The following is a 26,097-nucleotide window of genomic DNA, read 5'->3' on the forward strand; positions in this document are numbered from 1 at the left end:
ATGCAAAGCGAGAACCAGGGGCGCTCACCGCGTCGGTGGAGTGGCATCTAGATCCACCAAACGAGTCGGTCAACAGGGAAAACAGCATTATTTCAAAAAATCTTGCTGCGGCGGGAACCACCCCCATTCCCGGGTAGAAGGCGTCAACGAAAACGGTCCCCACCCCGGACTTTACGAACGGCGATCAGCCAACAGGCAGAATGACGACATCATCGGGGGCGTCGCGCAAACGCAGATAGAGCTTTCCGTTCGGAGCAAGAGGCGCCTTGAGCGTGGTCCCCGTATAGCCATGCGCAACCCTTGCGGCGTTCCTCAGCGTCTCTGTAGCCCCGACAGCATCAATCAGAAACAGGTCGCGCCCCCTGATCGAACAGCCATCCTCCGCTGCGCCGCACGCGACCGCATCGATGCGAGGAAGGCGAGCCAGCGTCACAAGCGGCTGCCAATCGCTCGCCTCTCCGTCATGAACAAGGCGCATCCGCAGTGGTCCGAACAGCCCCGGTCCAAAGGCCGATGGGTCCAGCCGCGCCACAAGAATATGCGCCCCCTCCATTCGTACGTCCTTGCCGGATGTCAGCCGCACCATGTCGCCGCCATCGGCCGCGGCGACTTCAATTATGTCAGCAGATGACAGGCGCGTACCCCCGTCAACCGCGATCGAGAACGTCATCTCACCGGTGTCCGGTAGCAGTGTGTCCGTCGGCAAGATCAGCGCTTTTCCCTGGTCACCCGATGACCCGACCATGACCGTCTTGCCCAAAAGGCGAATTTGCGGGCGCGGCTCGGCGATCTTGACGTTCAGATCGACCTTGCGGCCATCCCGTAGAGCCACCTTGGCGGTCAGGGCGCGGCCCGGCTCTAGCGCCTGCCCGTCTGTCGCCTTCAAAGCCAGCCGGTCGGACTGGCCTTCCCGCGTCAGACCATCCGGACGCAGCAGGAGGTCACCGAGCACAATATTGTCGACCTGATCCAATCGCTGCCCCACAAGTGTGGCGGTCCGATCACCGGCATGGATCGTCAGGCCGTCGAGGCGGCTGGGCTCGGCATAGCTACGAAGGGAGAGAATGGACGGTTCTGCAACGCCCAGATATTTGACCGCCAATTCAAGCGCCCCTGACCGCCTGTCGGTCAGCGGCAATGTGACGGTGATCGATCCGCTATCTCTGACCTTCCAGCCAAGCGATTGCGCCTGTTCGTCCGGCCCGCGCAGGGTAATGCTTTCGACACATGCCGGCGCGCCGCCGTTCAGACGAAGCATGTTGTCACGTCCAACCACGAGAGAAGGCTTGTCGCCCTCCACCGTCCACCCCTTGTCGTCGGGAAGCTGAACGGTAAAGTCCGGCCCGTCGAAGCGATTGAACCCCCATAGCCCGTGAAGATGTCCGCGGATCGACCCCTGCATCGTCCGAAGTTGCGCGCTATCGGCAAAGGCGTAACCGCCACGATCCGCCCGCGAGACCACGGGCACGTCGACCAAGTCCCCTGACCCATGCTTGAGCGTCAGCTTCATGTCGCGGGCATAAGCCGTGGAATATATCAAGGGCGCGCCTTCTACCGGCAGGACGGCGTCTGGGCGCAGGGCGCAGATGGGACCTTGCGCGCCGCTGCGCAGTCGTGGCGGACTATCCGCCTCGATGGCAGGCATGGCGACGACCATCACGGATTTGGGCTTCTGAAAAGACGGCGCCGCATTCAGCAAAAGCTGCATGGCATCCCCTTTCCGAACTGTCAGGGTCGGAAGATAGTCGAATTCAGGGTTGCTGAACGCGCCGAAAATGCGCGCAATATCCCGCGCCACCCCAATATAGGGGCTATAATAGCCATAGCCCGCCTCCCGCGTAGCGCTCAGCTGAAGCGCAAGGTCGGTCGGCGCCCCGGTCAACGTTTCCGCCATGGAACTGCTGTGCACATCAGCCAACACAAGCGATTCGCGATTGTCGAGCAGGCAGGCCGCCTGCATCTCGATCACCTTCGACAGACAATCCTCGTTCAGCTTCATGGAGAGGCTGCGCGCCAAGATGGGCGCCAATGTGCGAAGATATTCCGGGTGCGTATTTTCCTGCGCCTGAATGGCGGCCATGAAACTGTCCAGCCGCGATCGATCGAGCGATGCCTGATTGAGGTCTTGCGTCGCGCGGACAAATTCGCCGGGTTTACCCCGCACGGCATCGCTCAGCGTCCCTTCCGCCCCGCCGGTATCTGGCACCAGGAAGAGGACCATCTGACGCGCCCCTTCTGGCACGGTCAGTGTCAGTTCTCGGTCCTTCGCCTTTTTCTTCCAGGTTTCGGCAAACTGCACCCAGTCCTTGGGCGGCGGATTGGTGGCTCCACGCAGAAAGGCTGACACAAGGATGAAGCGCGCGCCCTGATCCGGCGGCAGGTCCGCGCGAATCGCCAGCCTGTCTCCCTCGGACAGGCTCGGCACCTGCCCGATCGGCAATGTCTGGTCGCCGCGTGCCACCATGATCCGCAGCGCGGGGCCGGACAGCTCGAACGGAGCAGGATCGGCGGCGGACAATAAGGGTGACGACGTCATCGCCAGCAAAGCCGCGATCCAGCCAGCAATCGTCATCTTGTCGATGGGCAAGCGTATATTCCTGTCAGTTCGATCGGGCCAAAGGTGCCGGTCCGTTTCCCATATCGTCATGGACAAACCAAGGCGGTGCATAACGCAAAAGGCCGCCGACGAGTTCACCAGCGGCTAAAGCGTAACGAGCGACTTTTACCCTATGCTGAACGACAGGCCGATATGCGCCTGAATAGCGAGCCTTGGACCAAGACACAAAATCCGGCGCTTGCCCCCGGCACCATGGCCACGGGGCAAGCGCCGCTTCGAATGGCAGGCGATGGGGGTCGCAGCCATCGCCCGGTTGCCATCAGAAGATTGCATGGCTCTATGTGCAAAAAGGCGCGAAGAGGTGACGCGTGACGCGGATATGGGCTGAGGACTTCAAGCGGACGGCGGGCTTCGGCCGTTCGAAGCCAGATTTTTCCCCGCTCTTATCCCAGCCCGTTCCTCGATACGCTCCCTGCTGGCCAATCTTCCACAAGGCCGGCCTTCATTCGGCGGACGACATATTGTCAACGCCAGCCCGTCCTGCTGACACATGCCGCAGCAAGTTTGAGACAAATTGCCTCACCCTCGCTAAACCACGACAAACTATGCTTAATGGTCGGGGAAAAGGGGGGTCGTCGCCGATGGACAAACCGGAAATCACGTCTGTGCCATCTTTTGAAATTTGCACTGACGACATGGCGGGGGCCGAAGCGTTGGCGGCATTCCGCCAATCGGTGCAGGATGTGTTTGCACTGACCTACTTTGGCGATCAGAGCCATTATCGCCTTCGCCTGTCCGCCTGGCACCTCGGCACCATCATGGCGGGTCGGTTTCAGTCCACCGCTCTGGCCTTTAATCGGGATGCCGCTCTGGTGGCGACAAGCGGCCTCGACCATCTCCTCGTCCAACTCTACGTCGAAGGCGGCTTTGTCGGTACGGCGGCAAATCTTCCGGTCGTCGTGACAGCCGGTGATATCGTCATTTTCGATCTGGCTCATGAGTTGAAGACCCAGGCCACGGATTTCGCAAACATATCGGTTTTGATACCACGCTCGTTCCTGGCGCATCATGACGAGGATGCGTCCCGTCTCCATGGAAAGGTCCTGCCAGCAAACGGGGCGATGGCAGCGATGCTTGGCAGCTATATGCGCGCGCTGGTCGATCGATTGCCGACGCTAACCATGGCGGATGCACGGGTTGCCGCGCGTTCGACCGTCGCCCTGATAACAACCATGCTGGCCGACCAAGGCGATGGGATCATGCCAGCCGCCCCGCCGCCCCTGTCGCCCTTCCGCAAAGTCGCGCGGGAGATTGATCGGCGGCTGCGTGATCCTTCGCTCGACGCGACGGCCTTGGCACGGACTTTGGGCATGTCACGCGCGACGTTGTATCGAAGCTTTCAGCCTTTTGGAGGCATCGCGGACTATATCCGCCGCCGTCGATTGGCCGCTGCGGCGATCATCCTGTCGAGCCCCGCCAATAGTCGGCGAAAGATGGGGGAGATTGCCCGCGATTGCGGATTTGCCAGCGAGTCGGCATTCAGTCGGGCTTTCAAAAGCGCATTTGGCATCACGGCAGGACAGGCGCGTCAACGCGGCGGAGATTTCTGGTCGCACCCGGACATGCAGAACCAGGACAATCGCAGTCTCGACTTCGCGCGCTGGATGCGCATGCTTCATCCGTGACGGAGGACGAGGGTACCTAACACTGCGATCCGCACGGATGCCTCAATTCCGCCGGAACACCGGCGGGCGTTTCTCGAAAAAAGCGGTGAAGGCTTCCCGCGCCTCGGGCGAGGCCATGGCCTGTCGAAACAGGTCGGCCTCCTGCGCCATTCTGCTGGCGAGGGACGCCGGGTCGCCCCGCATCAGCCGGCGCGTCGCGGCGAGAGCCTGGGGTGGTTTGGCGACCAGCGCGGCTGCCTTGGTCCGGGCATGGTCCAGCAGGCTGTCGCCGGGCACCACAGCCGTGACCAGGCCCGCGCGGTCCGCGGCCTCGGCATCCAGCGGCTCGCCCAGCATCAGCATCGCCGCCGCCTTGGCATGGCCCAGAATAGCGGGCGCGAGCAGGCTGGAGCCGGCTTCGGGCACGAGGCCCAGATTGACGAAGGGCATGATGAAGCGCGCGTCAGGCGCGGCATAGATCAGGTCGCAGTGCAAGAGCATGGTGGTGCCGACGCCCACCGCCAAACCCTGCACCGCTGCAACCAGCGGCTTGTCGAAGGCCGCAATCGCCTGAATGAAGTCGAACGCCGCCACCCCCCCTTCGGGACCGGCCCTGAAATCGGCAAGGTCATTGCCGGCGCAAAAGGCGTCCCCCCGGCCGGCGATCAGCACCGCCCCAATCGCTTCGCGTGTCGAGGCATCCGTCAGCGCTGCGATCATTGCGCGATACATGGCAGCGGTAAGGGCGTTCTTCTTGTCCGGGCGATCGAGATGGATTTCCATCACGCCCTGATGTTCGATGATCGCTACATGCTCGCTCACGCCCGGCCTCTCCCTTGTCTGGTGCCAAGGGGAAATTGTTGGCGCAGTCTAGCGCGCGCGTCTATCCCCTGCAATCCGATCCCTTTGTGCCAGATTTGATGATGAACCGATTACGACAGGCGCTTGACCCGTTCCTGCTGATGCTGATTGCGACGGTCGCCCTAGCGTCCATCCTGCCCGCGCGCGGCCAGGGTGCGCGCATGGCCGAGGGCATGGCGGACGCCGGCATCGTCCTGCTTTTTTTTCTGCATGGGGCAAAATTGTCGCGCGCCGCCATCTGGCAGGGGGCGCGTGCGTGGAAACTTCATGCCGCGACGCTGGCGACCACATTCCTCATCTTTCCGCTGTTGGGATGGTTGCTCGGCCGGTTCGGCCCTGTGCCAGAAGCCATGCGTCCCGGATTGCTGTTCCTGACCCTGCTGCCATCGACGGTCCAATCTTCCATCGCCTTTACCGCGATCGCCCGCGGCAATGTCGCCGCCGCGGTCGTCAGCGCATCTTTTTCCAACCTGCTCGGCATTGTCGTGACGCCGCTTTTGGTCGCGCTGCTGATGCAGCGCGCCGAAAGCGGAAACTTCGTGTCGCTGTCCGCCGTGGAGGGGATCGTACTTCAATTGCTGCTACCCTTCATCCTCGGCCATATGCTGCGTCCGTGGATCGGCGGTTTCATCGACCGGCACCGGGCCAAGATCGGGCGCGTCGATCGGGGGTCGATCCTGCTGGTGGTCTATGCCGCTTTCTCCGCTGCGGTCGTGGAAGGATTGTGGCAGACGGTGTCGCGGGATGAATTGGTGATGCTGGTCGCGGTATCGACCGGTTTGCTGCTCATCATCCTGCTGACCAGTTGGGGCATGGGACGGCTGATCGGCCTGTCGCGCGAGGACGCGATCGTGCTGCAATTTTGCGGGTCCAAGAAAAGCCTGGCGTCGGGCGTGCCGATCGCCGGCGTATTGTTTCCGGCCGCGATGGTGGGGCCGATCCTGTTACCGGTCATGGTCTTTCACCAGCTTCAACTCATCGCCTGCGCCTGGCTGGCACGGCATTATGGGGCGCAGGCTAATGTGGAGGAAGAGATCGCGGTGGTGAGGGGATGACGATGCGGAACCCAATCCTGACCGACATCGACATGGCGCGCTTCCTGGCGCAGATCGACCTGTTGGCCAATGCCGTGGTCGCGTCGGGATGGCGCCCGGACTGGATCGTGGGCATCGGGCGCGGCGGACTGGCGCCGGCCACATGGCTCAGCCACGCCTTGGGACGGCCGATGCTGTCGGTCGATCTTTCGGCGCAGGTCCCGGCTTTCTCCGACGCTCTGCTCGAAGCGTTGCGGGTGCGGGCGCAGGCCGGCGAACAGTTGCTGATCGTCGATGACATCAATGACAGCGGTCGCACCATTCTGCGCGTGCGCCGCGCACTCGGGGACGCGGACGCGACTGTGCTGCGCCTGGCCGTGCTGATCGACAACAGCCGGTCCGGGGCGCGGGTGGACTATAGCGCAGAGACGATCGACCGCGCGGTAACGAAGGACTGGTTCGTCTTCCCCTGGGAAAAGCCGGCGAGCGATGCGAACATTCTGGCGGACTGGGGCGAGGAGCCGGACCGCACCGCCTGACCATCCCGACGCCGATGGCGACAGCTGCATCGACTTTGCACAGACGACTGTTATACGGTCGTAAAGCTATAGGATGGAGTAAGGGGCATGGGCGCATATTATGACGCCGTTATCATCGGGGGCGGGCATAATGGCCTGGTCTGCGCCTTTTACCTGGCGCGCGCAGGCTACAAAGTTCGCATCCTCGAACGCCGCGCGATCGTCGGCGGCGCAGCCGTCACCGAGGAATTTCATCCCGGCTTCCGCAATTCGACCGCAAGCTACACGGTCAGCTTGCTTCATCCCAGGATCATTCGCGACATGCGGCTGGCCGATCAGGGCTATCGCGTCATCGAACGCCCGGTCAGCAATTTCCTGCCATTGCCCGACGACAAATATCTGATGCTGGGCGGCGGCATCGCGAAGACGCAGGCGGAGTTCGCGAAGTTCAGTCAGCGCGATGCCGACGCCCTGCCTGCTTATTATGCGGCGCTGGAAACGGTGGCGGATGTGCTGCGCTACATGGTGCTGACCTGCCCGCCCAATGTCGACGATGGTCTGACTATGATGATTGATGCGCTGCGCCAGGGTCGGCGCTTTGCCGCGCTCTCGATCGAGCAGCAACGTGACGCGCTGGACCTGTTCACCAAATCGGCGCGCGGCTTCCTGGATAGCTGGTTTGAGTCCGACCCGGTCAAGGCCGCTTTCGGGTTCGACGCGGTCGTCGGAAACTATGCGTCGCCCGATACGCCCGGCAGCGCCTATGTCCTGCTGCATCATGTGTTCGGTGAGGTGAACGGGAAGAAGGGCGCCTGGGGTCATGTCGCCGGCGGCATGGGATTCATCACCCAGGCTATGGCGCGAACCGTGCAGGCTATGGGAGTGGAGATCAGTCTGGACGCGCCCGTCGCGCGTGTGCTGGTCGATGGCGATCGGGCCGTGGGCGTGAGACTGGAAAGCGGAGAGGCGGTGATGGGCAAAAGGGTCATCGCCAATATCGGACCGAAACTGCTCTACGAAAGACTGATGGACCCGGGCGATCTTCCCGCAGACTTCGTCAGGCGTATCAAAAGCTACCGCACGGGGTCGGGCACGTTCCGGATGAATGTCGCCCTGTCCGCCCTGCCCGATTTTCGATGCCTGTCGGGGGAAGGCGTGCATCATCAGTCAGGCATCATCATTGCCCCCAGCCTGGATTATATGGACCGCGCCTTCATGGACGCGAAGCGCCAAGGCTGGTCGCGCGCGCCCATCGTCGAAATGCTGATCCCTTCAACAGTGGATGACAGCCTGGCGCCCGCCGGGTGCCATGTCGCCAGCCTGTTCTGCCAGCAATTCGCGCCCGACCTGCCGGGCGGACGTAGCTGGGACGACGCGCGAGACGAGGCGGCCGACGCCATCATCGCGACGGTCGATGCCCATGCGCCCGGCTTCGCCGGCAGCGTCATAGCGCGCCAGATACTCTCCCCGCTCGACCTCGAACGCACATTCGGGCTGGTCGATGGCGATATCATGCATGGGGCGTTGACGCTCGATCAGATGTGGGCGGCCCGGCCGGTGCTGGGCCACGGCGCCTATCGCGGGCCGGTGCGCGGCCTTTATATGTGCGGGGCCGGGACTCATCCAGGCGGCGGCGTCACCGGCGCGCCTGGCCATAATGCGGCGCGCGCAATATTGCGGGACGGAGCGATCTTTGGGCGGTGGCGCGGCTGACGCCGCAGCCGATGGTCAGTGCGCGGCCGAGGTATCGACCTTGCCCACCGGCTTTGGCGCCAGCCAGACGATCGCCGCCGCCACGAAAAGGATGATCGCGGAAATGAAGAAGACACGGTCGATGGCGATTACCGTCGCCTCCTGCTCGACGATGTTGGCGATCATCTGCCGGATCTGATCGGGCGACAGACCCAGCGATGACAGCAACGACTGGGTCTGTTCAGGCTGAAGCACGCGCGTCATTTCGGCGCGCGACACGCGCTGGGAATCGCCCCATTCGGTTAGCACCAGGGAGGTCGCGATCGCCGTCGCCATCGTCCGCACGAAATTCTGGAGGCCGGCGGCCGAAGCGGTTTCGCTGGGCAGCACCGATCCCAAACTGAGCGCCGTCAGCGGAATGAAGAAGAAGGGCAAGGCAAAGCCCTGAATGAACTGCGGCAAGGCCATGCCGTAAAAGTCGATGCCGCTGGTCCAGTGCGCGCGCCACAGCGACATCATGCCGATCCAGGCGACGGCGCAGGAAATCAGCAGGCGCGGATCGGTCTTTGCCATCATTCGCGCGGCGATCGGCGCGGTGAAAAGCGCCGCCATGGCGGTCAGCGCGGTTACGATCCCGGCCCAGGTCGCGGTATAGCCCATCGACACCTGGAGCCATTGGGGAATGACGACGATGCTGGCGAAATAGGATCCGAAACATAGGGACAGGGTGAACAGCGCCGAACTGAAGCCCACATGGCGAAACACCCGCAGGTCGACGACCGGATGCTCTTCTGTCAGTTCCCATATGACGAACACGCAGAAGCCCAGTCCGGCCATGATCGCCAGCGCAATGATCGTAGGATCGGCGAACCAGTCATGGTCGCGGCCGATGTCCAGCATGATCTGCAGGCAGCCAATCCAGAAGACGAGCAGGCCAAGGCCAACCTTGTCGATCCGCACCTTGGCCGTTTCGGTTTCCACCGGGCGCAGCAAGGCCTGCGCGGCAAAAACACACAGCACCGCGATCGGCAGGTTGATGAAGAAAATCCAGTGCCAGCTCCAATTGTCGCTGATATATCCCCCGACGATTGGCCCCAGCGCCGGCCCCATCAGCGTCGTCATCGCCCACATGCCCAAGGCGCGATTGCGCGTTTCGGGCGGGAAGATGCGCATCAGCAGCGTCTGGGACATGGGCATGATCGGGCCGCCGCAAATACCCTGTCCGATGCGACAGGCGACCAGCATGCCAAGCGTTGTCGACAGGCCGCACAGCACGGAAAATAGCCCGAAGCCAGCCATGGCCAGGGTGAAGACCCGCACGACACCAAAGCGTTGCGCCAGCCAGCCTGTCAACGGCACGCAAATCGCCTCCGCCACGGCATAGGAGGTGATGATCCACGTTCCTTGATCGGGGGAAATGCCAAGATTGCCGGCGATATGCGGCACCGACACATTGGCAATGGTCAGATCGAGCACCACCATCAGGTTGCTCAGAGCCAGAACCAGCCCCGCCAGCGTCCGGGTGCGCGGCGACAGCCGCGAGAAGATATCGTCGTCGCCCGCCATGCCGCGCGCCCCTTTCAGTCCGCCGCCAGATCGATCTCGACTTCCATCGAGAGGCCGACGCGCAGCGGATGCGCAGCCAGTTCTTTGGGGTCCAGTTCGATCCGCAGCGGCAGCCGCTGCACGACCTTGATCCAGTTGCCGGTCGCATTCTGCGCAGGGATCAGCGACATGGAAGACCCCGTGCCACCCGAAAAGCCCACAATCTTGCCATGGTAGACGACGTCATCACCGTAAAGGTCGGACGTCACCTTGGCAGGCATGCCGACCCGGACGCCGCGCAGCTGCTTTTCCTTGAAATTGGCGTCGACATAGACCTGGGAAATCGGGACGATGGACATGATCGGGCTGCCTTGTGCGACGCGCTGGCCGACCTGCACCTGCCGTTTGGTGACGATGCCATCGATCGGGGCACGGATGATCGTGCGTTCAAGGTCCAGCCTGGCGGACTCCAGTCGCGCCTTGGCGGCGAGGACCGCCGGATCGGTGTCTTCGGTCGAACCGCGCACCAGCGCCTGATTGGCTTCCAGCTGGCCGGTCGCCGCGCCGCGTGTGGCCTCGGCCGTCTTGACGCCCGCCTGCGCCAGCCGGAGCGCGGCCTGCGCGCTGGCATAGGCGGTCCTGGCCGCAGTGACCTCATCCCCCGAAACCGCGCCATCAGCCACCAGCGCCTCGCGGCGCTGCAAATCGACGCGCGCCTTTTCCAGGTCCGCCTGCGCGGTGGCGAGCTGCGCGCGCGCCTGGACGATGTCCGCGCTGCGCGCCTCCACCTGGGCAGCGAGCGAATCGCTCGTGGCGTCTGTCTGGCGGAAACGACGGCGCGCTTCGGCCAGATCGGCTTCCGCCTGCGCAACCGCGATTTTGGCGTTGGTCGGGTCCAGCTTGACCAGAATGTCGCCCTTCTTAACCGATTGCGTGTCGCTGACCAGCACGTCGATCACCTGCGCGCCGATGAGCGGCGTCACCTGCGCCATTTCCGCATTCACATAGGCGTTATCGGTGCTGACATGATTGCGACCGAACAGCATATACCATGCACCCCAGAGCAGGGCGGCTACCAGCACGGCAAGGCCCAGCCGGATCAGCCAGGTGCGCCGGGCACTATTGCGCTCAGTCTGCTGCGCGTCCTGCTGCGTAGCCTGCGGCTCGCTGGTCGGGGTGGAGTTTTCGGCGTCAGCCATGGATGTCGTCCTTGGGCAAAGCAGCGCTGGCGGTAAATCCGCCGCCCAGCGCACGAATAAGAGCGATATCGAGCGTGAAGGCGCTCGCTTCGAGATCGGAAACTGTGCGTTGGGCGGAGAGCAGCTGGTCCTCCACATTCAGCACGTCGAGATAGGGGGACAGCCCGCCCTTGTAGCGTTTCTGCGCCACATCATAGGCGTCGCGCGAAGCGGCGAGCGCAGCGCGGGCATCCGCCAGCCGCTGCTCGATCGCGCGTCGACTGGTCACGGCATCGGCGACTTCCTGATAGGCGGTCAGGACCGTCTTGTCATAGGTCGCGACTGCCTGATCATAGACGGCGCGGGCGCTCCGATACTGCCCACGCAGGGCGCCGCCATGGAACAAGGGCAGGCTGATCGCGGGCCCGGCATTGCCGAAAATCGAATCCTTCTTGAACAAGGTATCCAGAAAAGGCGACGCCCCGCCCTGTGCGCCATTGCCGGTGAACACCGTGTTGTAGCCGAGCGATTGCACGCCAATCAGCGCGCCCAGCCGAACGGCCGGAAAGAAATCAGCGCGTGCGACCTTGATCCGTTTCGCAGCAGCCTCCGTCCGGGCCAGCGCCGCCGCGATATCCGGCCGGCGCGCGACCAGATTGGTCGTGACATCCGCCGGCAGGCCGAGCGGCGACAGACGACCCTTGACCGGCCGCGTGATTGACAGCCCGCGATCCGGTCCCGCGCCGATCAACGCCGCGATCTGGTGCTGGCGCAGCGCGATCGCGACCTGCGCGCCGGCAAGCTGCGCCTTCGCCGCCGACACGGTCGCGTCGGCCTGGCGAACGCTGCCACGCGTTTCCAGTCCATTGGCTCGCCGCTCCGCCGCCAGTTTCTGACTGGCCATCCGAATGTCGAGTGCGCGCTGCTGCACCTCCGCCTCATCATACAGCCGGGCGAGATCGGCATAGGCGTTGGCGATGCCGGTGGTGAGCGCCAGCCGCGCCTGTCGCGCGTCGATTTGCGCCGCCCGCGCTTCGGACGTCGCGGCGGCCAGCGCCGCCTTGTTCTTGCCCCACAGGTCCAGATCCAGGCCCAGGTCCAGCGCCACCCGCCCGGTGCCCAGCCATCCCTGCGGCACGAATTCCTTAGGCAGACCCATATTATAGCTCTGCTTCGTGGCGTCGGCGCTGGCCTCCAGATCGGCCGACGGCAACGTCGCGGCCCCCGCCTGCTGCGCCACGGCCTGTGCCTGCCGGAATCGCGCGGCGGCGATCGCCATGTCCGGCGCGTTCTTCAGCCCCTCCTCAATGAGGGCGCTCAGTTGCGGATCGCCATAGGCATTCCACCAGTCATCAGCGGGCCATGCGGCTTCAGGCGCGGCCAGGCTCTGCCGGGCGTCAACGCTCTGGGCCGAGCGAATCTCTGGTTCCGGGCCGAGCTTGGGGACCGCCGCGCAGCTCGCCAGCAGCATGGCCATCGCCGGTGCGAGCAGCGTGCGAGGGAAAGAGATCATGCGAATCGACGCCATAAATATCGTACCATATAGTATGGAAATCGCCATTGCGCCGGTTACGGCAGCTTGTCAATATTGTTATCGTACTATATGGTACGATTTTATGACGGCGTCGAAAGAACCAGTATCGGGCAGCCGCCGGGAGGCGCGGAAACGGGACAGACAGGAAATGATCCTGGAGGTCGCCCAACGATATTTTCTGGACCATGGCTATGCCGGCACTACCATGTCCGGCATTGCCGCAGCCTTGGGCGGATCAAAAGGCACGCTCTGGAATCATTTTCCGTCCAAGGACGCCCTGTTCTCCGCAGTGCTCGATCGCGTGGCGCAAGCGTATCGCACACGCTTATCCAAGATTCTGGACCCCGACGCGGGGCTAGAGGAGGTTTTGCGTGGCGCCTGCGTCAGCCTGGTGGCCAAAGTGACATCACCCGAAGCAATTGCCTTGCATCGTCTTGTCATTTCCGAAGGGGGGCGCTTCCCCGAACTTAGCCGTATTTTCTTCGAACTAGCGCCGCGCAATACGCGCGCGTTGCTCGCGGACTTTTTGGAACAGGCGATGCGGCGCGGCGCCCTTCGAAAAGCGAATGCGCTCGATGCCGCCCGCGCGCTCATGGCGCTGTGCATGGCAGGCATCCACCATCAGCTTTTAATGGGCCAGATTACGCAATTTGAGCCGGAGGACATCGATCGGGACGCTGCTTTTGCCGTAGACCTGTTCCTGCGCGCCTATGCGCCTGATTCCAGACCCGCAACCAGCATATAGCCGCGTCCCCTGACCGTGCGCAGAAGGGGCTGGTGATCGTGCCGGTCCAGCTTGCCGCGCAAGCGCGACATATGCACTTCCACGCTATTGGTGCCCGGATCAAAGTCCAGCTGCCACACAGCACGCAGCAATTCGGCGCGACTGAACGGCTGCCCGGCATGGCGCGCAAGATGGACCAGCAGCGCATATTCGCGGGCAAGCAAGGCTATGGTCCGCCCGCCTCGCTCGACCCGGCGCTCCAGCAGATCAATGACAAGATCCCCCAGGACCAATTTAGCGTCCTGCCCCTGGGCCAGACGGATGATACGCGCCGCCGCTTCCGCTTCATGCATCCATGGGCCAACCACGTCCTGTGCGCCGCTGTCGAGCGCTTGTGCGCGGGCGAGCGGATCGTCGGTCCGCTGCCACAGGATCATGGCGTCGCCCGCACGGACATGGGGCTGGCCGGGCGCGTGTCGCATCGCCAGATCGACGCCCCGCGCGCTCAATGCGCGCGCGACGGGTCCGAAATCGCTTCCCACACCATGACATTCCACGCGCCCGCCCACATTCGCCCTGTCGTCTAGCGCCCGATCCCATCCGACAGCCACGGCAGGGCGAACACAAACCGTTTCCTATCCATTCTGGAGGTTTTCCATCATCGAACGCGCCCGCGCGCGCACTAGCGGGCTGTCACTGCGCGCGCCGCCCTCCAGATGATCCAGCCGCGCCCGTCCTTCCAACACATCGCCCATGGCATTCCAGGCGGTGAGGCGCATGGCATCGTGCGGATGCTGGCGGGCAAAGGCTTCGGCCAGATCCATGGCATTGTCGTCCCCGCAGCCGACCGCGAGTTCGAGCAGCAGTTGCGCGCTCGCAACCGTCATCGACTGCGCGATCACGCCGCGCGCCGTATCGAAGCGATATTGGCGCCGCCAGCCCTGGCCCGGCGGACTGGCGAGGATGTTGAGCGATATGGACATGCGCTCGGGCGGAAGCTGGCTATGGATGTCGCGATGCGCGCGATAAAGCAGCATCCGCCCTTCGTGAAGCCAGCTGCGCCCTGCCCACCGGAGCCTGACGGCTTCGCCTTCACAACCTGTGATGCCGGCGGCATCGTAATCATGATAGTCCGATCCATAGCCCGGCCCCAGATAGCCCACGGTCAGGAAGTCAAAGCCATGGTCGTGCGGCACATGATAGAAAAAGGGCGCGGTGCCGCTGGCGCGCACGACATGATCGCCCATTGCCGGCCAGAAGGCCGCGCGCAGCACATATTTGCCCGCCGGGGGCCGCAACAGCATGACTTGCGCGGAATAGGGGTTGTGGTGACGCTGGCTCGCGCATCGCGTCTTGAGTTCGGCCATCGCAGCGTCCGCCAGAAAGTGGCGGTTGCGCGCCAGGGCGGCAAGCACGGGTGCGGCCGCCGCCAGCCCATCCTCGCACGAAGGGTCGAAGGCCGGGCTTTCGCACCAGTCGACCAGCGCATCGAGATCGATGGTTGAGCCATTGTCCTCCGGCTCCATCAGGCGCGGCATTGCGGCTGTTCCAGTTGCGCCAGCGTCTGCCGCGCCAGCGATTGCACTTTCCCATCAGCGTCGGCCCGCGCCATGACGGTAAGAGGCTCCAGCGCCTGCGCGGTATCGAGCGCAAGATATTCCCGCATCACCGCCCATCTTTGTGCCGGCAGCGGCGCGTCGAGCGCGGCGGCGAACATCGGCGCGGCGTCGCGCCGCCGCTGAATCCGGAGCAGCGACAGCAGCATCAGCGTTCTCGCATGCGCCTCATCCACCTGCGCCTGCGCGGTCATTCCGCCGCTGGCGAGATCGATCGTGCGCGCGAGGACCGGGCCGCGCGGGGCGATCTGCGCGCGTAGCATCATGAGCGCGCCGGCGCCCGGCGTCAGGCGCAAGGCCTGATGCCGCTCGTCCAGTTCGAGCATTTTGCCGGGCTGACAGTCGATCGGCCGAATATGGACCGGGCGCACCCCTTCAAGCTGAAACAGCTTCCCTTGCAACGCCTTGTTGAGCGGACGGCAGAGCGCATGACGGCCGGAAAAATGCAGCCGGTCAGACAGTGGCGCCGAAAGGTCGATGACGGTCGCGGTCACCCAGATGCGTTCGGTCCGCACGAACACCAGATGCCGCACCGCACCGTTGCTGCTAGCCCGAACCGGGGGAAGGTGCAGGGGATCGACGCGCATTCCTGCGATCTGATCCGTCAGCCACGCACCAAACCAGCCAATGTCGTGGACAAACGGGCGGATCATCGCCACCGCTTCGTCAAGCGGCGCGTTGGCCGCCGCCTGCGCGCTTGCGGTGAGCGCTGCCAGCGTCACGGCTGGTCGATGATGGCGATCACGACATCCATCAGGCTAATGTCCAGCTCGCCCCCGTCCGACAGGGCAAACGGGCTGACGGGATCGGGCAGATCGGCGATGTCTTCAATCGCAAGCTGGGGAATGACGATGGGCATGCAGGCCTCCTCTAGAACGAGCGCGAGCAGGCTATGGCAGGGGCCGAATGCAGGCCAATTAAATGAATTTAATAATGGACCAAGGCGTTAAGCATTTTTTGGTGCGGTCCGCCTAAAGTCGGGTGCCACGGCAGGAGCCTTTTCATGTCCTTTTTTCAGCGTGACGCGCGGATGGGCACGGCGACCCAGGCAGCGCCCCGTCGCCTGCGCCTGTTGCTGGTGGATGAAAATGCGACCGCACGCGCGGTCATCGCCCGTCGGCTGTCGCATCGCCATTATGACGTGACCGCCGTTGATGACGGATTTGCAGCGCAAAAGGCGCTGATGACGCGACCGTCGGACATCATCCTGATCGACATGGATTTGCGCCTGCTGCCCGCGATCGCGACCATGGAGAAAATCCGCGCGGCGCATCCCGTCGGCCATGTCTGCATCGTGATGATCGGCTGCGGGGGTGACGGCGCAAGGATGATCGCGGCGCTGGATGCGGGTGCAGACGACCATATCGTCAAACCCTTTGATTTCGACATGCTCGACGCCCGGATGCGGCGCGTTCACGCGCGTGCTGATCGGATGGCCCTGCTGTCGCGCCAATATGCCGAACTCGATGCCCGCATTGCCCGGCGCGCCATGGAACTGGGCGAAACGCGCGAGGCTTTGCGGCAGGTTGAGCTCGAACGGGCGCGCCTCATGGTGTCCGTCGATCAGTTGCAGGCGGAAGTCGCGCGCCTCAGCGCCCGCTGACGGTCAGTCCGCCATAACAAGCCAGAGCGACAGGCCCGGTTCCGATTCGCCGGGCGGATGCGGGGCAAGGATGCGCGCGGCATCGGCCCGGGCGCGGTCGAGGATCTCGCCTGGAACATCCGCGTGGTAATAGACGCGATCCGCCTCGCCCAGCAAACGCGCCGCGCGCAGCGTCAGCTCATCAGGATCGTGCGATGACAGGCGGATCGTTTCCAGCCGGGATAGGTGCATCCTATCCGGCTCAGCCAACCAGCCTGCCAGCCGGTCAGCGCTGCCTTCCGCCAGTGGATCGATCGACCCGCCCGGCGACAGCCCCGCGTCAATCGCGCGTCGCCGGTCGCTCGCGTCCGGCCAGCGCGCACGAATTGCGGAGCGTGCATCGAACAAGGTCCGCGCCAATGCGCCCATCCCGGCAGGCAGCAATGCCTCCAGCCGCTGCCGCAATGCCTTGGCCAGACCCGCCGATGCGCCGCCCGTGCCGATGGCGATCAGCACCGGATCGCGATCGATGATCGCGGGCAGCGTGAAATCGCACAGATCGGGATTGTCGGTCGCATTGACCAGGATGCCCCGCGCCCGCAGCCTCTTCGCGGTGGCTTCATCACCATCGGAAACAATGGCGACGCATGCGTCCTGATCTGCTTCATCGACGATCCGCGCGCCCGCGCGTTCCAGCAGCCGACGCTTGGCCTCCGCAGCCTCCCCCTCGCCCGTCAGGATGACCGGGCATCCCGCCAGCCGCAGAAAGACCGGCAGGCTGTGCATCAATCCGCCAGCCAGTCGGGAATGATATCGCCGTCGATCAGCGCGCGAAGCGGCGGCCGATCACGCACCACCGCCCATTTGTCGCCGGATACGAGCACTTCGGGGGTCAGCGGCCGGCTGTTATAGGTGCCCGCCATCGTCGCGCCATAGGCGCCCGCGGTCATGAAGGCGACCAGATCGTCCGCCTGCACCACGTCCATGTCGCGATGCATGGCGAAGGTGTCGCCGGTTTCGCACACCGGGCCGACGACATTGGCGGTCGCACGCTCACCCGATGGCTTCACCGCCCGAATGTCATGCCAGGCATCATAAAGGCTGGGGCGCATCAGGTCGTTCATCGCCGCGTCGACGATGACGAAAGGCGCCTGCGCGCCCTGCTTCACCCGAATGACGCGCGACAGGAGGACGCCTGCATTGCCCACGATGACACGGCCAGGCTCGAACATCAGGCGGACGGGCCAGTCCTGCGTCACCCGGCACACCATTGCGCCATAGTCCGCCGGGCTGGGTGGTAGTGGCTGGGCGGGGTCATAAGGAACGCCAAGACCGCCGCCCAAATCCGCCGTCCGAATGTCATGGCCGGCTGCGCGCAGCGCTTCGATCAGCGCGCCGACCTTGACGAAGGCGGCCTCCAGCGGGGCGAGGTCGGTTAGCTGGCTGCCGATATGCACCGCGACGCCCTGCACATCCAGGCCGGGCAGATCGCGGGCAGCGGCATAGCTGTCCAATGCGCGGTCATAGGGAATGCCGAACTTGTTTTCCGACTTTCCGGTCGAAATCTTGGCATGGGTGCCCGCATCCACATCCGGATTGATGCGAAAGGCGACCGGGGCGCACTTGCCGAGGGAAATGGCGACCTGCGAGAGCATCTCTGCCTCCGGCTCGCTCTCCAGATTGAACTGGTAGATGCCATGGTCCAGCGCCAAGCGCATTTCCTCGGCCGTCTTGCCGACGCCGGAAAAGACGATGCGGCTCGGCGGAATGCCCGCCGCCACCGCGCGCAGCAATTCGCCACCCGACACGACATCCGCCCCAAGCCCAAGTTTCGCGAGCGTCGCCAGCACCGCCGCATTGGGGTTCGCCTTGACGGCAAAAGCGATCAGTGGATCATCAAGCTGTGCCAGGCCATCGCGGAACACGCCGACATGGCGCTCCAATGTCGCCGTGGAATAGACATAGACGGGGGTGCCGACCGCCTGGGCGATGGCCTCCATCGGCACCTGCTCCACCTGCATGGCGCCGTCGACATAAGAGAAATGGTCCACGCTCTGATCCTGTGGTCTAGTTGGGCTGCGCTTCGGGCGGCAGGTCGAATTCGTCGTCGGTGCGCTCGCGCGACTGGGTGAGCAGTTCGACATTGCGCTCCGGGCGCGCCTGGATGGAGGGCGTCAGCAATTGCGTGCTGGTGGGCGCGGTCGCCGCACCGACCGGCACTGCGGGCAGCCTTTGCCCCTCAACAGGTTTCAGGGGCTGACGACCCCCGCAGCCAGCGAGCGCCAGCATGGTCAGGCCGAGGCCCGCGATGATGCGCAGCGTCTTCATCCCAGTTCCTCCATGGCCTGCGCGATGCGGGCGCGCACCTGATCGGGCGCGGTGCCGCCATGGCTTTTCCGGCTGGCGACGGACGCATCGACCGTCAGCACGGCATAGACCCGGTCATCGATCCGGTCGTCGATCGCGCGCAACTTTTCGGGCGGCAGTTTGTCGAGCGATACGCCCGCCTCTTCCGCCGCCGCCACCGCCCGACCGGTGATATGGTGCGCTTCACGGAAAGGAATGCCGCCTTCGCGCACCAGCCAGTCGGCAAGGTCGGTCGCGGTCGCAAAACCGCTTTCGGCCAGGCCGCGCATCCGGTCGGTGCGGAACGTCACGGTTTCCACCATGCCCGTCATCGCCGCGATCGACAGGGCAAGCAGGTCGTGCGCCTCGAACACCGGCGGCTTGTCGTCCTGCATATCCTTGGAATAAGCGAGCGGCAGCCCCTTCATCGTGACGCAGAGTGCGGTCATGCAGCCCATGATGCGCCCGGCATGGCCGCGCACCAGTTCGGCGGCGTCGGGATTGCGCTTTTGCGGCATGATCGAGCTGCCGGTCGAATAGGCGTCGGGCAGCTTGACGAAGCCGAAGGGCTGGCTCGCCCAGATGATGAATTCCTCTGCAAGCCTCGACAGGTGCAGCGACGCCTGGGTCGCGGCCATCAGATAGTCGAGCGCGAAATCGCGGTCGGACACGCTGTCCAGGCTATTGTCCGTTGGCTTGGCAAAGCCCAGCGCCGCCGCCGTCATGTGGCGATCGGTGGGAAAGCCGGTGCCGGCAAGCGCCGCCGCGCCCAGCGGACATTCATTGAGGCGCGCGCGCGCATCGGCAAAGCGGCTGCGGTCGCGACGCACCATCTCATAATAGGCCATCAGATGATGGCCGAGCGTCACCGGCTGCGCGGACTGCAAATGGGTAAAGCCGGGCATCACGGCGTCGGCATGATCCTGTGCCCGCGCGACCAGCGCGCGCTGCAAGCCGACAAGCCCCGCCTCCACCTCGTCAATGGCATCGCGCACCCACAGGCGAAAGTCGGTCGCCACCTGGTCATTGCGGCTGCGCGCGGTATGCAACCGCCCGGCGACCGGGCCGATCAGTTCCGCGAGGCGCGATTCCGTCACCATGTGGATGTCTTCAAGATCAAGGTTCACCGGAACCCCGTTCGCTTCATATTCGGCGGCGATGGTGTCCAGCCCGGCGCTGATCGCGTCTGCATCGGCCTGGCTGACGATCCCCTGACGCGCCAGCATCGCCACATGCGCCTTGGACCCGGCGATATCCTGTTTCCACAAGCGCTTGTCGAATGGGATGGAGGCATTTATCTCGCGCATGATCGAGGCGGGGCCGGCAGCGAAGCGGCCGCCCCACATGCTGTTGGAGCCTGAACCCATGCTGTCGTCGTCCCGCGCGCTAATGATATTGCTCCTGCCTGCGTTGCTGGCGGCATGCGATAGGCAATCACCGCCCAAGGAGCAAGCCAATGCCGCCATCAGCGGCGAAGTCGCGCCGACGCCCGGCGAAGCAACCGCAGAGCCGAAGGGCGAGGCGGCGTTCAATTACAAGATCGACAAAAGCAAGGCCGGCACCGCCGCGCCCGACTTCGTGTTTCAGGCGCCCGATGGCAGCGACATGACGCTGCAGGATTTCGCGGGCAAGCCGATGCTGGTCAATCTGTGGGCGACATGGTGCGCGCCCTGTGTCGCGGAAATGCCGACGCTGGACCGTGTTGCAGCTGCGCACGGCGCCAAAGGCCTCGCCGTGCTGACCATTTCGCAGGATGTGCAGGGCGCAAAGGCGGCGGGCGCATTCTTCGCCAAACATGATCTGCCGCATCTCAAGGCCTATACCGATCCGGACAATCGTTTCGGCTTTTCCTATGCGACCGGCGTCCTGCCCACGACCGTCCTCTATGACGCGCAGGGCAAGGAGATGCTGCGCGTGATTGGCGCGATGGACTGGGAAGGCGCGGAAGCCAGGGCGCTGATCGAGGACGCGCTCGCCTCCTGATCTACAAGGCGCAAGACCATAAAAACGAAGCTACCACGAAAATCCTCCATGTCAGCCGATGCAAACTTGCCTTGAAGATAAATTTTCTGGCGCGGTAATGCCTGCACGCACGCAAAGCCAATATCTTCGCATTGGCGCTTGTGTCTTTTGCGACACAGACTCCGCCTTTGATGAAAATGCTGCGCTGCAATAGCGGCTCGGCTGAAACCATTCGTTCATCCCCTTGTCATCGACATTGCAAAAACAGGGGGCATGAATGACAAGACTGTCCGCGTTCAAACTTTCTCTTATCCTGGCGTCGTCTTGGTCAGCCGGTGCGCTGGCGCAGGAAGCGCCGCAGGAACCGCAGGCCGACGACGGCGCGGCCATCATCGTCACCGGGACCCGTGCCGTGGGCATGCAGGCGGCGGACAGCGCCGCGCCCGTCACGGTGCTGGGCGAACAGGCGCTGTCGAGCGTGGGCCAGCCCAACCTCAATCAGGCCCTTACGCAGTTGGTGCCGAGCTTCACTGCCCAGACGCAGGGCGTTGACATGTCGAACTTCTCGCTGTCGGCCCGTCTGCGCGGCCTCAGCCCGAACCACACGCTAGTCATGGTGAATGGCAAGCGCCGCCACGGTTCGGCCATTCTTCAGGTGATCGCTGGCCCGTTCCAGGGTTCGGCGGCGCCCAGCATCGATCTCATTCCGCCAGACGCCGTGTCGCGCATCGAAATTTTGCAGGACGGCGCATCGGCAGTGTACGGCACCGACGCGATCGCCGGCGCCATCAACATGATCTTGAAGGACCAGTCCGACGGCGGCACCTTCAAGGTGACAGGCGGCCAATATTATAACAGCGAAGGCGAACTCTTCTCCGCATCGGGCAATGTCGGCTTCAAACTGGGCGAAGACGGCTTTTTCAACGTCACCGCCTTCCACCGCCGTCAGGATTACACGACCACCGGCACGGGCCAGGTCATCATGTCGGACATCGACGGCAATCCTTATGTAAATGCCGCTGGCACCTATCCCGGACAATTCCCGTCGACCAGCAATTATTATGACCCTGCCTGGGCCAATCTGGATCTGAACGGCATCAACGGCGGGCAGGCGAAATCGCAGCTCAACATCCTCTTCTATAATATGGGCTATGATTTCGGCGGCGTCGAACTCTACAGCTTCGGCGATGTGTCGCGGCGCGTGGGCTATGCCTATCAGGGCTATCGTCCGCCCAACCGCATCTGCGCCGACGCGACCGACCTGTCGACCTGCTATGGCGAAACCGGCACTTTCGGCATGGTGCCGCAGCAGAAGGTGGAGCAGAAGGAATATAGCTTCACCGTTGGTGCAAAGGGTGAATTCGGCTCTGACTGGAATTATGATCTGAGCGTCACCTACGGCTATGACCAGAACAAGATCTGGACCATTGAATCGGCCCACCGGTCGCTCTGGATCGCCAATTACAACGCCTCTCTGACAGACCCCACCATCACGCCCAATACGGTGAGCGACGCCTATGACGGCGGCTTCAAGCTCAGCCAGCTCACCACCACGCTCGACATCCGCAAGGAATTCGACGTGGGCATGGCCAATCCGCTGACCCTGGCCTTTGGCGGCGAATATCGGCGCGACACTTATGAAATCATGCAGGGCGACTATTATTCCACCCTGGCAGAAGGCGTGCAGTCTTTCCCCGGCTACAAGGACATCGACGCCGGCAAGCATCGCCGCAGTTCGCGCGCAGGCTATATCAACCTGATCGCCGAACCGATCGACAAGTGGACCATCGACATTGCCGGCCGCTATGAAGATTATACCGACTTTGGCGATACGACGATCGGCAAGATCACGACGCGCTATGATTTCTCGGACGCCTTCGCGATCCGCGGCACCGCCTCCACCGGGTTCCGCGCACCGACACTGGCCGAATCCTTCTACTCGACGGTGAATGTCGGCCCCACCAGCGCCGTGCTGCAATTGCCCGCCGGTTCGCCAGCAGCGACCTTGCTCGGGTTCAATTCCCTGCGTCCTGAAAAGTCCACCAACTTCTCGGCCGGTATCGTTATTCACCCGACGCCCAAGCTCGCGATCACGATCGATGGCTATTATATCAAGATCAAGGACCGCATCTCTGCGACGGCGACGCTGCCCGCGATCCAGGGCGGTGTTCCGGTTGCTGGCGCGGAAAGCATCCTTGCCGCGATCGCGTCCACCGGCCTCGTGCTCGACACCGGCCTTCAGACGCTGGGCGTGGCGAGCTTCACCAACCTCATCGACACTGAAACCTACGGCATCGACTTCGCCGCCCGTTATCCGGTCATGCTCGATTTCGGCAAGCTCGACCTGTCGCTGACGGCCAACTACAACAAGACCAAGATCACGGATAACAAGAATACTGCGCTGTTCAGCGCCGTGTCGGAAAGCTATATCGAGGACGCGTCGCCCGAATATAAGGTGGTTGGCAATATCAACTTCTCGACCGGCCCATTCTCGGCCAATCTGCGCCAAACCTTCTATGGCAAAACCAGCATCCTCGTCCGTTCGGCGCTGTCGGCGGCGGCGATGAACGGCCAGTCGATCGAGCGGGACGGCGTCGTCAAGGCGACCGGGATCACCGATCTGGAACTGGGCTATGACTTCACCGACTTCGTCAAATTCTCGGTCGGTGCGAATAACCTGTTCGACAAGCGGCCGGAAAAGCCCAAGCTGCTGAGCGGCGTCACCGTGCTACCGGGTCAGTCGCCCTATGAAAATGGCACGACCACGTGGAACAGCTATTATGGCCATGGCGCTTATGGCTCGGCCGGCGGCTATTATTACGCGCGTCTCGACTTCAAGTTCTGACGCCGTCACGAAGGAGGGCCGGTCCAGCGATGGATCGGCCCTTTTGCTTTTGGCCATTGGAAGGTGCTCATGTCCCTGTCCCGACGAATGATGATGCGCGGCGCCGTGGCGGCGGCGGGCGCCATGTCCGCAGTGCCCGCCATCGCGCAACGCGGCCGCGCGGTTGCGCTGCCCGACGATCCGGCCGGCATGATCGCCACGCTGACCGATGGCGTCTATATCAACAGCAACGAACATCCCGTGGGGCCCGGCCCCGCCGCGCTGGCGGCGCTGGCCGGATTGCCGCCCCTGTCCGGGCGTTATGGCATGGCCTTTGCCGGCAAGCTGGAAAGCCTGTTCGCCCGGCAAAATGGCCTCGCCGCCGACCAGGTTCAGGTTCACCCCGGTTCCTTCATGCCGCTGCGCTCGGTCGCGCTGAGCTACAGTTCGCAGGAACGGCCAATCGCCTATTTCGAACCGACATTCGATCAGGGATTCCTCGGCCTTAGCAATGAAAGCGTGACGCGATCGGTCGCGGTGCCGTTGTCGGGCGATTTCAAGGCCGACCCCAGGGCATTGCTGGCCGCCGCGCCCGATGCAGGCGTTTATTATCTGTGCAATCCCAACAACCCGACCGGCCTGCCGGTGGCGCGGGCGGACATCGACTGGCTGCTCGCCAACAAGCCAAAGGACAGCATCCTCCTTGTAGACGAAGCCTATATCCAGTTCAGCGACGCGCAAAGCTGCCTCGACCTGGTGGCATCGGGTGCCGACCTGCTGGTGACGCGCACCTTTTCCAAAATTTATGGCCTTGCAGGCCTGCGCTGCGGCCTGATCGCCGGGCGCAAGGATTTGCTGGACGGAATGGCGCGCCATGGCGTCAACATCACGCCCATGCCCGCCGTGATCGCAGCCGAAGCCAGCCTGCTCGACGCGGATCTGGTGCCCATGCGCAAGGCGCAGAACAAGGCCGTGCGTGACGACCTCATTGCCTGGTGCGCGGCGCAGGGCCTGCGCGCCTTGCCCAGCGAAGCGAGTTTTCTGATGATCCATGTCGGCCGACCGGGGGCCGATGTGACGGCCGCGCTCGCGCGCGATCGCATCTTCATTGGCGGACCGCGCAAGCATATGGACGACTGGGTGCGCGTATCCATCGGTACGGCAGCGGAGATGCAGGCGTTTAAGACCGCCCTGCTCAAAGTTCTGGCGTGACGCTGTCCCGGCGGCAGGCGATCGGCTCTGCGCTCGCGACACCGGTGGCGGTCAAGGCAGCAGCCGCCAGTCCCCCTGCCCTGCCCGACAAGTCCAGTTTCGCGCCGACCCCCGTCGCCTATCTGGACAGCGCGTCGATCCACCCGATGATCCTTGGCGCGCGGCGCGCAATGGATGCCTATGCCGCGGGCCGCACGCTTGATCCTGCCGCGCCGCCGCCGGTGGATCGCGCCGCCACGATCGCCCGTTTCGCGCGGCTGGTTAATGCCGATCCTGGTGAAGTGACATGGGTGCAATCGACCACCATGGGCGAACAGGCCGTGCTGCGCGCGCTGGGGTTTCCCGGCGCTGGCGGCCGCATCGTAACCGACACGCTGCATTTCTACGCCGCCTTCCCCATGTATCAGGAACTGGCCAGCCAAGGCGTCGACGTAACCTGGGTTCGGGCGCGCGACGGGCGCATCTTGCTGGAGGACATGGCCCGCGCGATCACGCCTGGCACCGGGCTGGTCAGCCTCTCGCTCGTATCAACCTATAACGGGTTCCAGCATGACCTGAAGGCGGTCTGCGCGCTCGCCCACGCGGTCGGGGCGCTGGTCTATGCCGACATCATCCATGCCGCCGGCGCGGTGCCGGTCGACCTGCACGACAGCGGCGTCGATTTCACCGCCTGCGCCACCTATAAATGGTTGATGGGCGATTTTGGCCTGGGCTTTCTCTATGCCCGGCGCGGCATTCTGGATGACCTTCGGCTGGCGGACTTTGGCTATTATGGCTTTGCCGCGCCCGGCGCTGCGCCGGGCATCGGCCTGTCGCCGCCGCAAACCCATGTCTATCCCATGGACCCGCCAGGGCCAGCCCCCACCAGCTATGTCCACCGGACCGGCGCGCTCGGCCATTTCGGCACTGGCACCTATGCGCAGGCCGTCATCCCCGCGATCGACCATGGCCTTGATTATATCGCGGCCATCGGCGTCCCGGCGATCCAGGCCCATGCGCAGCAGATGATCGGCGCGTTGCGGGAAGGGCTGACAGCCAAAGGCTATCGTCTCATCACGCCCGCCGACGCGCGCACGCCCCTGCTCACCGCCCTTCTGCCCGACGCTCGGGCAAGGCTGGCCGCTACCCTGACGCGCGCGCAGGTGCGCCTATCGCTGCACGATCATCATTTTCGGATCGCCCCATCGGTCTTTACCGATATGCGCGATGTCGAGCGGCTGCTCGGCGCGCTGCCCCGCGCCTGACCCT

General features: G+C 63.8%; 23 protein-coding genes. 10 read left to right on the forward strand and 13 right to left on the reverse strand.

What is annotated here, in order from left to right:
- Nucleotides 1–184: 184 nt before the first annotated feature.
- A complete protein-coding gene (locus SAB01S_RS13755; RefSeq protein ID WP_062733702.1) occupies nt 185–2,572 on the reverse strand; it encodes a hypothetical protein in 2,388 nt (795 codons plus the stop codon).
- Between the two features lie 626 nt (nt 2,573–3,198).
- Between SAB01S_RS13755 and SAB01S_RS13760 the strand changes: the two genes are divergently transcribed.
- Complete coding sequence (locus SAB01S_RS13760; protein ID WP_062733604.1) at nt 3,199–4,242, forward strand: helix-turn-helix domain-containing protein; 1,044 nt, start codon at nt 3,199–3,201, stop codon at nt 4,240–4,242.
- Nucleotides 4,243–4,284: 42 nt separating this feature from the next.
- Here the strand turns inward: SAB01S_RS13760 and SAB01S_RS13765 are convergent, their stop codons facing one another.
- Nucleotides 4,285–5,043: an enoyl-CoA hydratase gene (locus SAB01S_RS13765; protein ID WP_062733606.1), complete on the reverse strand. Its 759-nt coding sequence runs from the start codon at nt 5,041–5,043 to the stop codon at nt 4,285–4,287.
- 101 nt (nt 5,044–5,144) lie between these two features.
- Between SAB01S_RS13765 and SAB01S_RS13770 the strand changes: the two genes are divergently transcribed.
- The 3 genes from SAB01S_RS13770 to SAB01S_RS13780 all read left to right on the forward strand — a co-directional run bounded on the left by SAB01S_RS13770 (nt 5,145) and on the right by SAB01S_RS13780 (nt 8,347).
- Complete coding sequence (locus SAB01S_RS13770; protein ID WP_062733704.1) at nt 5,145–6,137, forward strand: bile acid:sodium symporter family protein; 993 nt, start codon at nt 5,145–5,147, stop codon at nt 6,135–6,137.
- Between the two features lie 2 nt (nt 6,138–6,139).
- On the forward strand, nt 6,140–6,655 hold the full coding sequence (locus SAB01S_RS13775; RefSeq protein ID WP_062733608.1) for a phosphoribosyltransferase: 516 nt from the start codon (nt 6,140–6,142) through the stop codon (nt 6,653–6,655).
- An 87-nt stretch (nt 6,656–6,742) separates the two neighbouring features.
- Entirely contained in the window at nt 6,743–8,347 is a 1,605-nt protein-coding gene (locus SAB01S_RS13780) for a phytoene desaturase family protein (RefSeq protein WP_062733610.1), read from the forward strand.
- A 15-nt stretch (nt 8,348–8,362) separates the two neighbouring features.
- Here SAB01S_RS13780 and SAB01S_RS13785 read toward each other — a convergent pair whose 3' ends face one another.
- From SAB01S_RS13785 to SAB01S_RS13795, 3 genes are read right to left on the reverse strand one after another with little or no spacing between them, the layout of a single operon-like run.
- Nucleotides 8,363–9,892, reverse strand: a complete 1,530-nt coding sequence (locus SAB01S_RS13785) for a DHA2 family efflux MFS transporter permease subunit (RefSeq protein WP_062733612.1) — start codon at nt 9,890–9,892, stop codon at nt 8,363–8,365.
- Between the two features lie 14 nt (nt 9,893–9,906).
- Entirely contained in the window at nt 9,907–11,070 is a 1,164-nt protein-coding gene (locus tag SAB01S_RS13790) for an EmrA/EmrK family multidrug efflux transporter periplasmic adaptor subunit (protein WP_062733614.1), read from the reverse strand.
- Entirely contained in the window at nt 11,063–12,562 is a 1,500-nt protein-coding gene (locus SAB01S_RS13795; RefSeq protein ID WP_439646683.1) for an efflux transporter outer membrane subunit, read from the reverse strand. The genes SAB01S_RS13790 and SAB01S_RS13795 overlap by 8 nt, the downstream gene beginning before the upstream one ends.
- Before the next feature lie 103 nt (nt 12,563–12,665).
- On the opposite strand from SAB01S_RS13795, the gene SAB01S_RS13800 reads away from it, so the two are divergent.
- Complete coding sequence (locus SAB01S_RS13800) at nt 12,666–13,328, forward strand: TetR/AcrR family transcriptional regulator (protein ID WP_062733616.1); 663 nt, start codon at nt 12,666–12,668, stop codon at nt 13,326–13,328.
- Here SAB01S_RS13800 and SAB01S_RS18165 read toward each other — a convergent pair.
- The 4 genes from SAB01S_RS18165 to SAB01S_RS18680 all read right to left on the reverse strand — a co-directional run bounded on the left by SAB01S_RS18165 (nt 13,292) and on the right by SAB01S_RS18680 (nt 15,782).
- On the reverse strand, nt 13,292–13,849 hold the full coding sequence (locus SAB01S_RS18165) for a winged helix-turn-helix domain-containing protein (protein WP_083951353.1): 558 nt from the start codon (nt 13,847–13,849) through the stop codon (nt 13,292–13,294). The genes SAB01S_RS13800 and SAB01S_RS18165 overlap by 37 nt on opposite strands.
- A gap of 93 nt (nt 13,850–13,942) precedes the next feature.
- Nucleotides 13,943–14,845 carry a hypothetical protein gene (locus SAB01S_RS13810; protein ID WP_062733619.1) on the reverse strand — a complete coding sequence of 301 codons (903 nt, stop codon included), beginning with the start codon at nt 14,843–14,845 and terminating at the stop codon, nt 13,943–13,945.
- A complete protein-coding gene (locus SAB01S_RS13815; RefSeq protein ID WP_062733621.1) occupies nt 14,833–15,645 on the reverse strand; it encodes a hypothetical protein in 813 nt (270 codons plus the stop codon). The genes SAB01S_RS13810 and SAB01S_RS13815 overlap by 13 nt, the downstream gene beginning before the upstream one ends.
- Nucleotides 15,642–15,782, reverse strand: coding sequence for a hypothetical protein (locus SAB01S_RS18680; RefSeq protein WP_169802575.1), 141 nt, complete (start codon nt 15,780–15,782; stop codon nt 15,642–15,644). Before SAB01S_RS18680 ends, SAB01S_RS13815 begins: the two co-directional genes overlap by 4 nt.
- 144 nt (nt 15,783–15,926) lie before the next feature.
- Between SAB01S_RS18680 and SAB01S_RS13820 the strand changes: the two genes are divergently transcribed.
- The gene (locus tag SAB01S_RS13820; RefSeq protein ID WP_062733622.1) at nt 15,927–16,526 is read left to right on the forward strand and encodes a response regulator transcription factor; all 600 of its coding nucleotides are present in this window, start codon (nt 15,927–15,929) and stop codon (nt 16,524–16,526) included.
- Nucleotides 16,527–16,529: 3 nt separating this feature from the next.
- Here SAB01S_RS13820 and SAB01S_RS13825 read toward each other — a convergent pair whose 3' ends face one another.
- The 4 genes from SAB01S_RS13825 to argH are packed head-to-tail and all read right to left on the reverse strand — an operon-like array spanning nt 16,530 to nt 20,197.
- Nucleotides 16,530–17,291 (reverse strand): precorrin-2 dehydrogenase/sirohydrochlorin ferrochelatase family protein, encoded by a 762-nt coding sequence (locus SAB01S_RS13825; RefSeq protein ID WP_062733624.1) that lies wholly within the window; start codon nt 17,289–17,291, stop codon nt 16,530–16,532.
- Nucleotides 17,291–18,556: a diaminopimelate decarboxylase gene (lysA, locus tag SAB01S_RS13830; protein WP_062733625.1), complete on the reverse strand. Its 1,266-nt coding sequence runs from the start codon at nt 18,554–18,556 to the stop codon at nt 17,291–17,293. Before lysA ends, SAB01S_RS13825 begins: the two co-directional genes overlap by 1 nt.
- A 16-nt stretch (nt 18,557–18,572) precedes the next feature.
- Complete coding sequence (locus SAB01S_RS13835) at nt 18,573–18,833, reverse strand: hypothetical protein (RefSeq protein ID WP_021224489.1); 261 nt, start codon at nt 18,831–18,833, stop codon at nt 18,573–18,575.
- Nucleotides 18,830–20,197, reverse strand: a complete 1,368-nt coding sequence (gene argH / locus SAB01S_RS13840; protein WP_062733627.1) for an argininosuccinate lyase — start codon at nt 20,195–20,197, stop codon at nt 18,830–18,832. The genes SAB01S_RS13835 and argH overlap by 4 nt, the downstream gene beginning before the upstream one ends.
- Nucleotides 20,198–20,216: 19 nt before the next feature.
- Here argH and SAB01S_RS13845 point away from each other — a divergent pair, with 19 nt between their 5' ends.
- From SAB01S_RS13845 to SAB01S_RS13860, 4 genes are all read left to right on the forward strand, one after another.
- Nucleotides 20,217–20,834: a TlpA family protein disulfide reductase gene (locus SAB01S_RS13845; protein WP_245646491.1), complete on the forward strand. Its 618-nt coding sequence runs from the start codon at nt 20,217–20,219 to the stop codon at nt 20,832–20,834.
- A 256-nt stretch (nt 20,835–21,090) separates the two neighbouring features.
- Nucleotides 21,091–23,658 carry a TonB-dependent receptor plug domain-containing protein gene (locus SAB01S_RS13850; protein ID WP_062733628.1) on the forward strand — a complete coding sequence of 856 codons (2,568 nt, stop codon included), beginning with the start codon at nt 21,091–21,093 and terminating at the stop codon, nt 23,656–23,658.
- Between the two features lie 69 nt (nt 23,659–23,727).
- The gene (locus SAB01S_RS13855; RefSeq protein ID WP_062733630.1) at nt 23,728–24,849 is read left to right on the forward strand and encodes an aminotransferase class I/II-fold pyridoxal phosphate-dependent enzyme; all 1,122 of its coding nucleotides are present in this window, start codon (nt 23,728–23,730) and stop codon (nt 24,847–24,849) included.
- Nucleotides 24,846–26,093: an aminotransferase class V-fold PLP-dependent enzyme gene (locus SAB01S_RS13860; protein ID WP_062733632.1), complete on the forward strand. Its 1,248-nt coding sequence runs from the start codon at nt 24,846–24,848 to the stop codon at nt 26,091–26,093. The genes SAB01S_RS13855 and SAB01S_RS13860 overlap by 4 nt, the downstream gene beginning before the upstream one ends.
- Nucleotides 26,094–26,097: the final 4 nt, after the last annotated feature.

This window comes from Sphingobium abikonense NBRC 16140, from assembly GCF_001598335.1.
Classification (GTDB): Bacteria; Pseudomonadota; Alphaproteobacteria; order Sphingomonadales; family Sphingomonadaceae; genus Sphingobium; species Sphingobium abikonense.

Coding starts and splice junctions, on each gene's coding strand:
- SAB01S_RS13850 (WP_062733628.1), top strand. CDS start 21,091: ATGACAAGACTGTCCGCGTTCAAACTTTCTCTTATCCTGGCGTCGTCT.
- SAB01S_RS13825 (WP_062733624.1), bottom strand. CDS start 17,291: ATGCACAGCCTGCCGGTCTTTCTGCGGCTGGCGGGATGCCCGGTCATC.
- SAB01S_RS13780 (WP_062733610.1), top strand. CDS start 6,743: ATGGGCGCATATTATGACGCCGTTATCATCGGGGGCGGGCATAATGGC.
- SAB01S_RS13835 (WP_021224489.1), bottom strand. CDS start 18,833: ATGAAGACGCTGCGCATCATCGCGGGCCTCGGCCTGACCATGCTGGCG.
- SAB01S_RS13810 (WP_062733619.1), bottom strand. CDS start 14,845: ATGCCGCGCCTGATGGAGCCGGAGGACAATGGCTCAACCATCGATCTC.
- SAB01S_RS13770 (WP_062733704.1), top strand. CDS start 5,145: ATGAACCGATTACGACAGGCGCTTGACCCGTTCCTGCTGATGCTGATT.
- SAB01S_RS13855 (WP_062733630.1), top strand. CDS start 23,728: ATGTCCCTGTCCCGACGAATGATGATGCGCGGCGCCGTGGCGGCGGCG.
- SAB01S_RS13800 (WP_062733616.1), top strand. CDS start 12,666: ATGACGGCGTCGAAAGAACCAGTATCGGGCAGCCGCCGGGAGGCGCGG.
- SAB01S_RS13795 (WP_439646683.1), bottom strand. CDS start 12,562: ATGATCTCTTTCCCTCGCACGCTGCTCGCACCGGCGATGGCCATGCTG.
- argH (WP_062733627.1), bottom strand. CDS start 20,197: ATGTGGGGCGGCCGCTTCGCTGCCGGCCCCGCCTCGATCATGCGCGAG.
- SAB01S_RS13820 (WP_062733622.1), top strand. CDS start 15,927: ATGTCCTTTTTTCAGCGTGACGCGCGGATGGGCACGGCGACCCAGGCA.
- SAB01S_RS13845 (WP_245646491.1), top strand. CDS start 20,217: ATGCTGTCGTCGTCCCGCGCGCTAATGATATTGCTCCTGCCTGCGTTG.
- SAB01S_RS18680 (WP_169802575.1), bottom strand. CDS start 15,782: ATGCCCATCGTCATTCCCCAGCTTGCGATTGAAGACATCGCCGATCTG.
- SAB01S_RS13760 (WP_062733604.1), top strand. CDS start 3,199: ATGGACAAACCGGAAATCACGTCTGTGCCATCTTTTGAAATTTGCACT.
- SAB01S_RS13790 (WP_062733614.1), bottom strand. CDS start 11,070: ATGGCTGACGCCGAAAACTCCACCCCGACCAGCGAGCCGCAGGCTACG.
- SAB01S_RS13775 (WP_062733608.1), top strand. CDS start 6,140: ATGCGGAACCCAATCCTGACCGACATCGACATGGCGCGCTTCCTGGCG.
- SAB01S_RS13785 (WP_062733612.1), bottom strand. CDS start 9,892: ATGGCGGGCGACGACGATATCTTCTCGCGGCTGTCGCCGCGCACCCGG.
- SAB01S_RS13755 (WP_062733702.1), bottom strand. CDS start 2,572: ATGACGATTGCTGGCTGGATCGCGGCTTTGCTGGCGATGACGTCGTCA.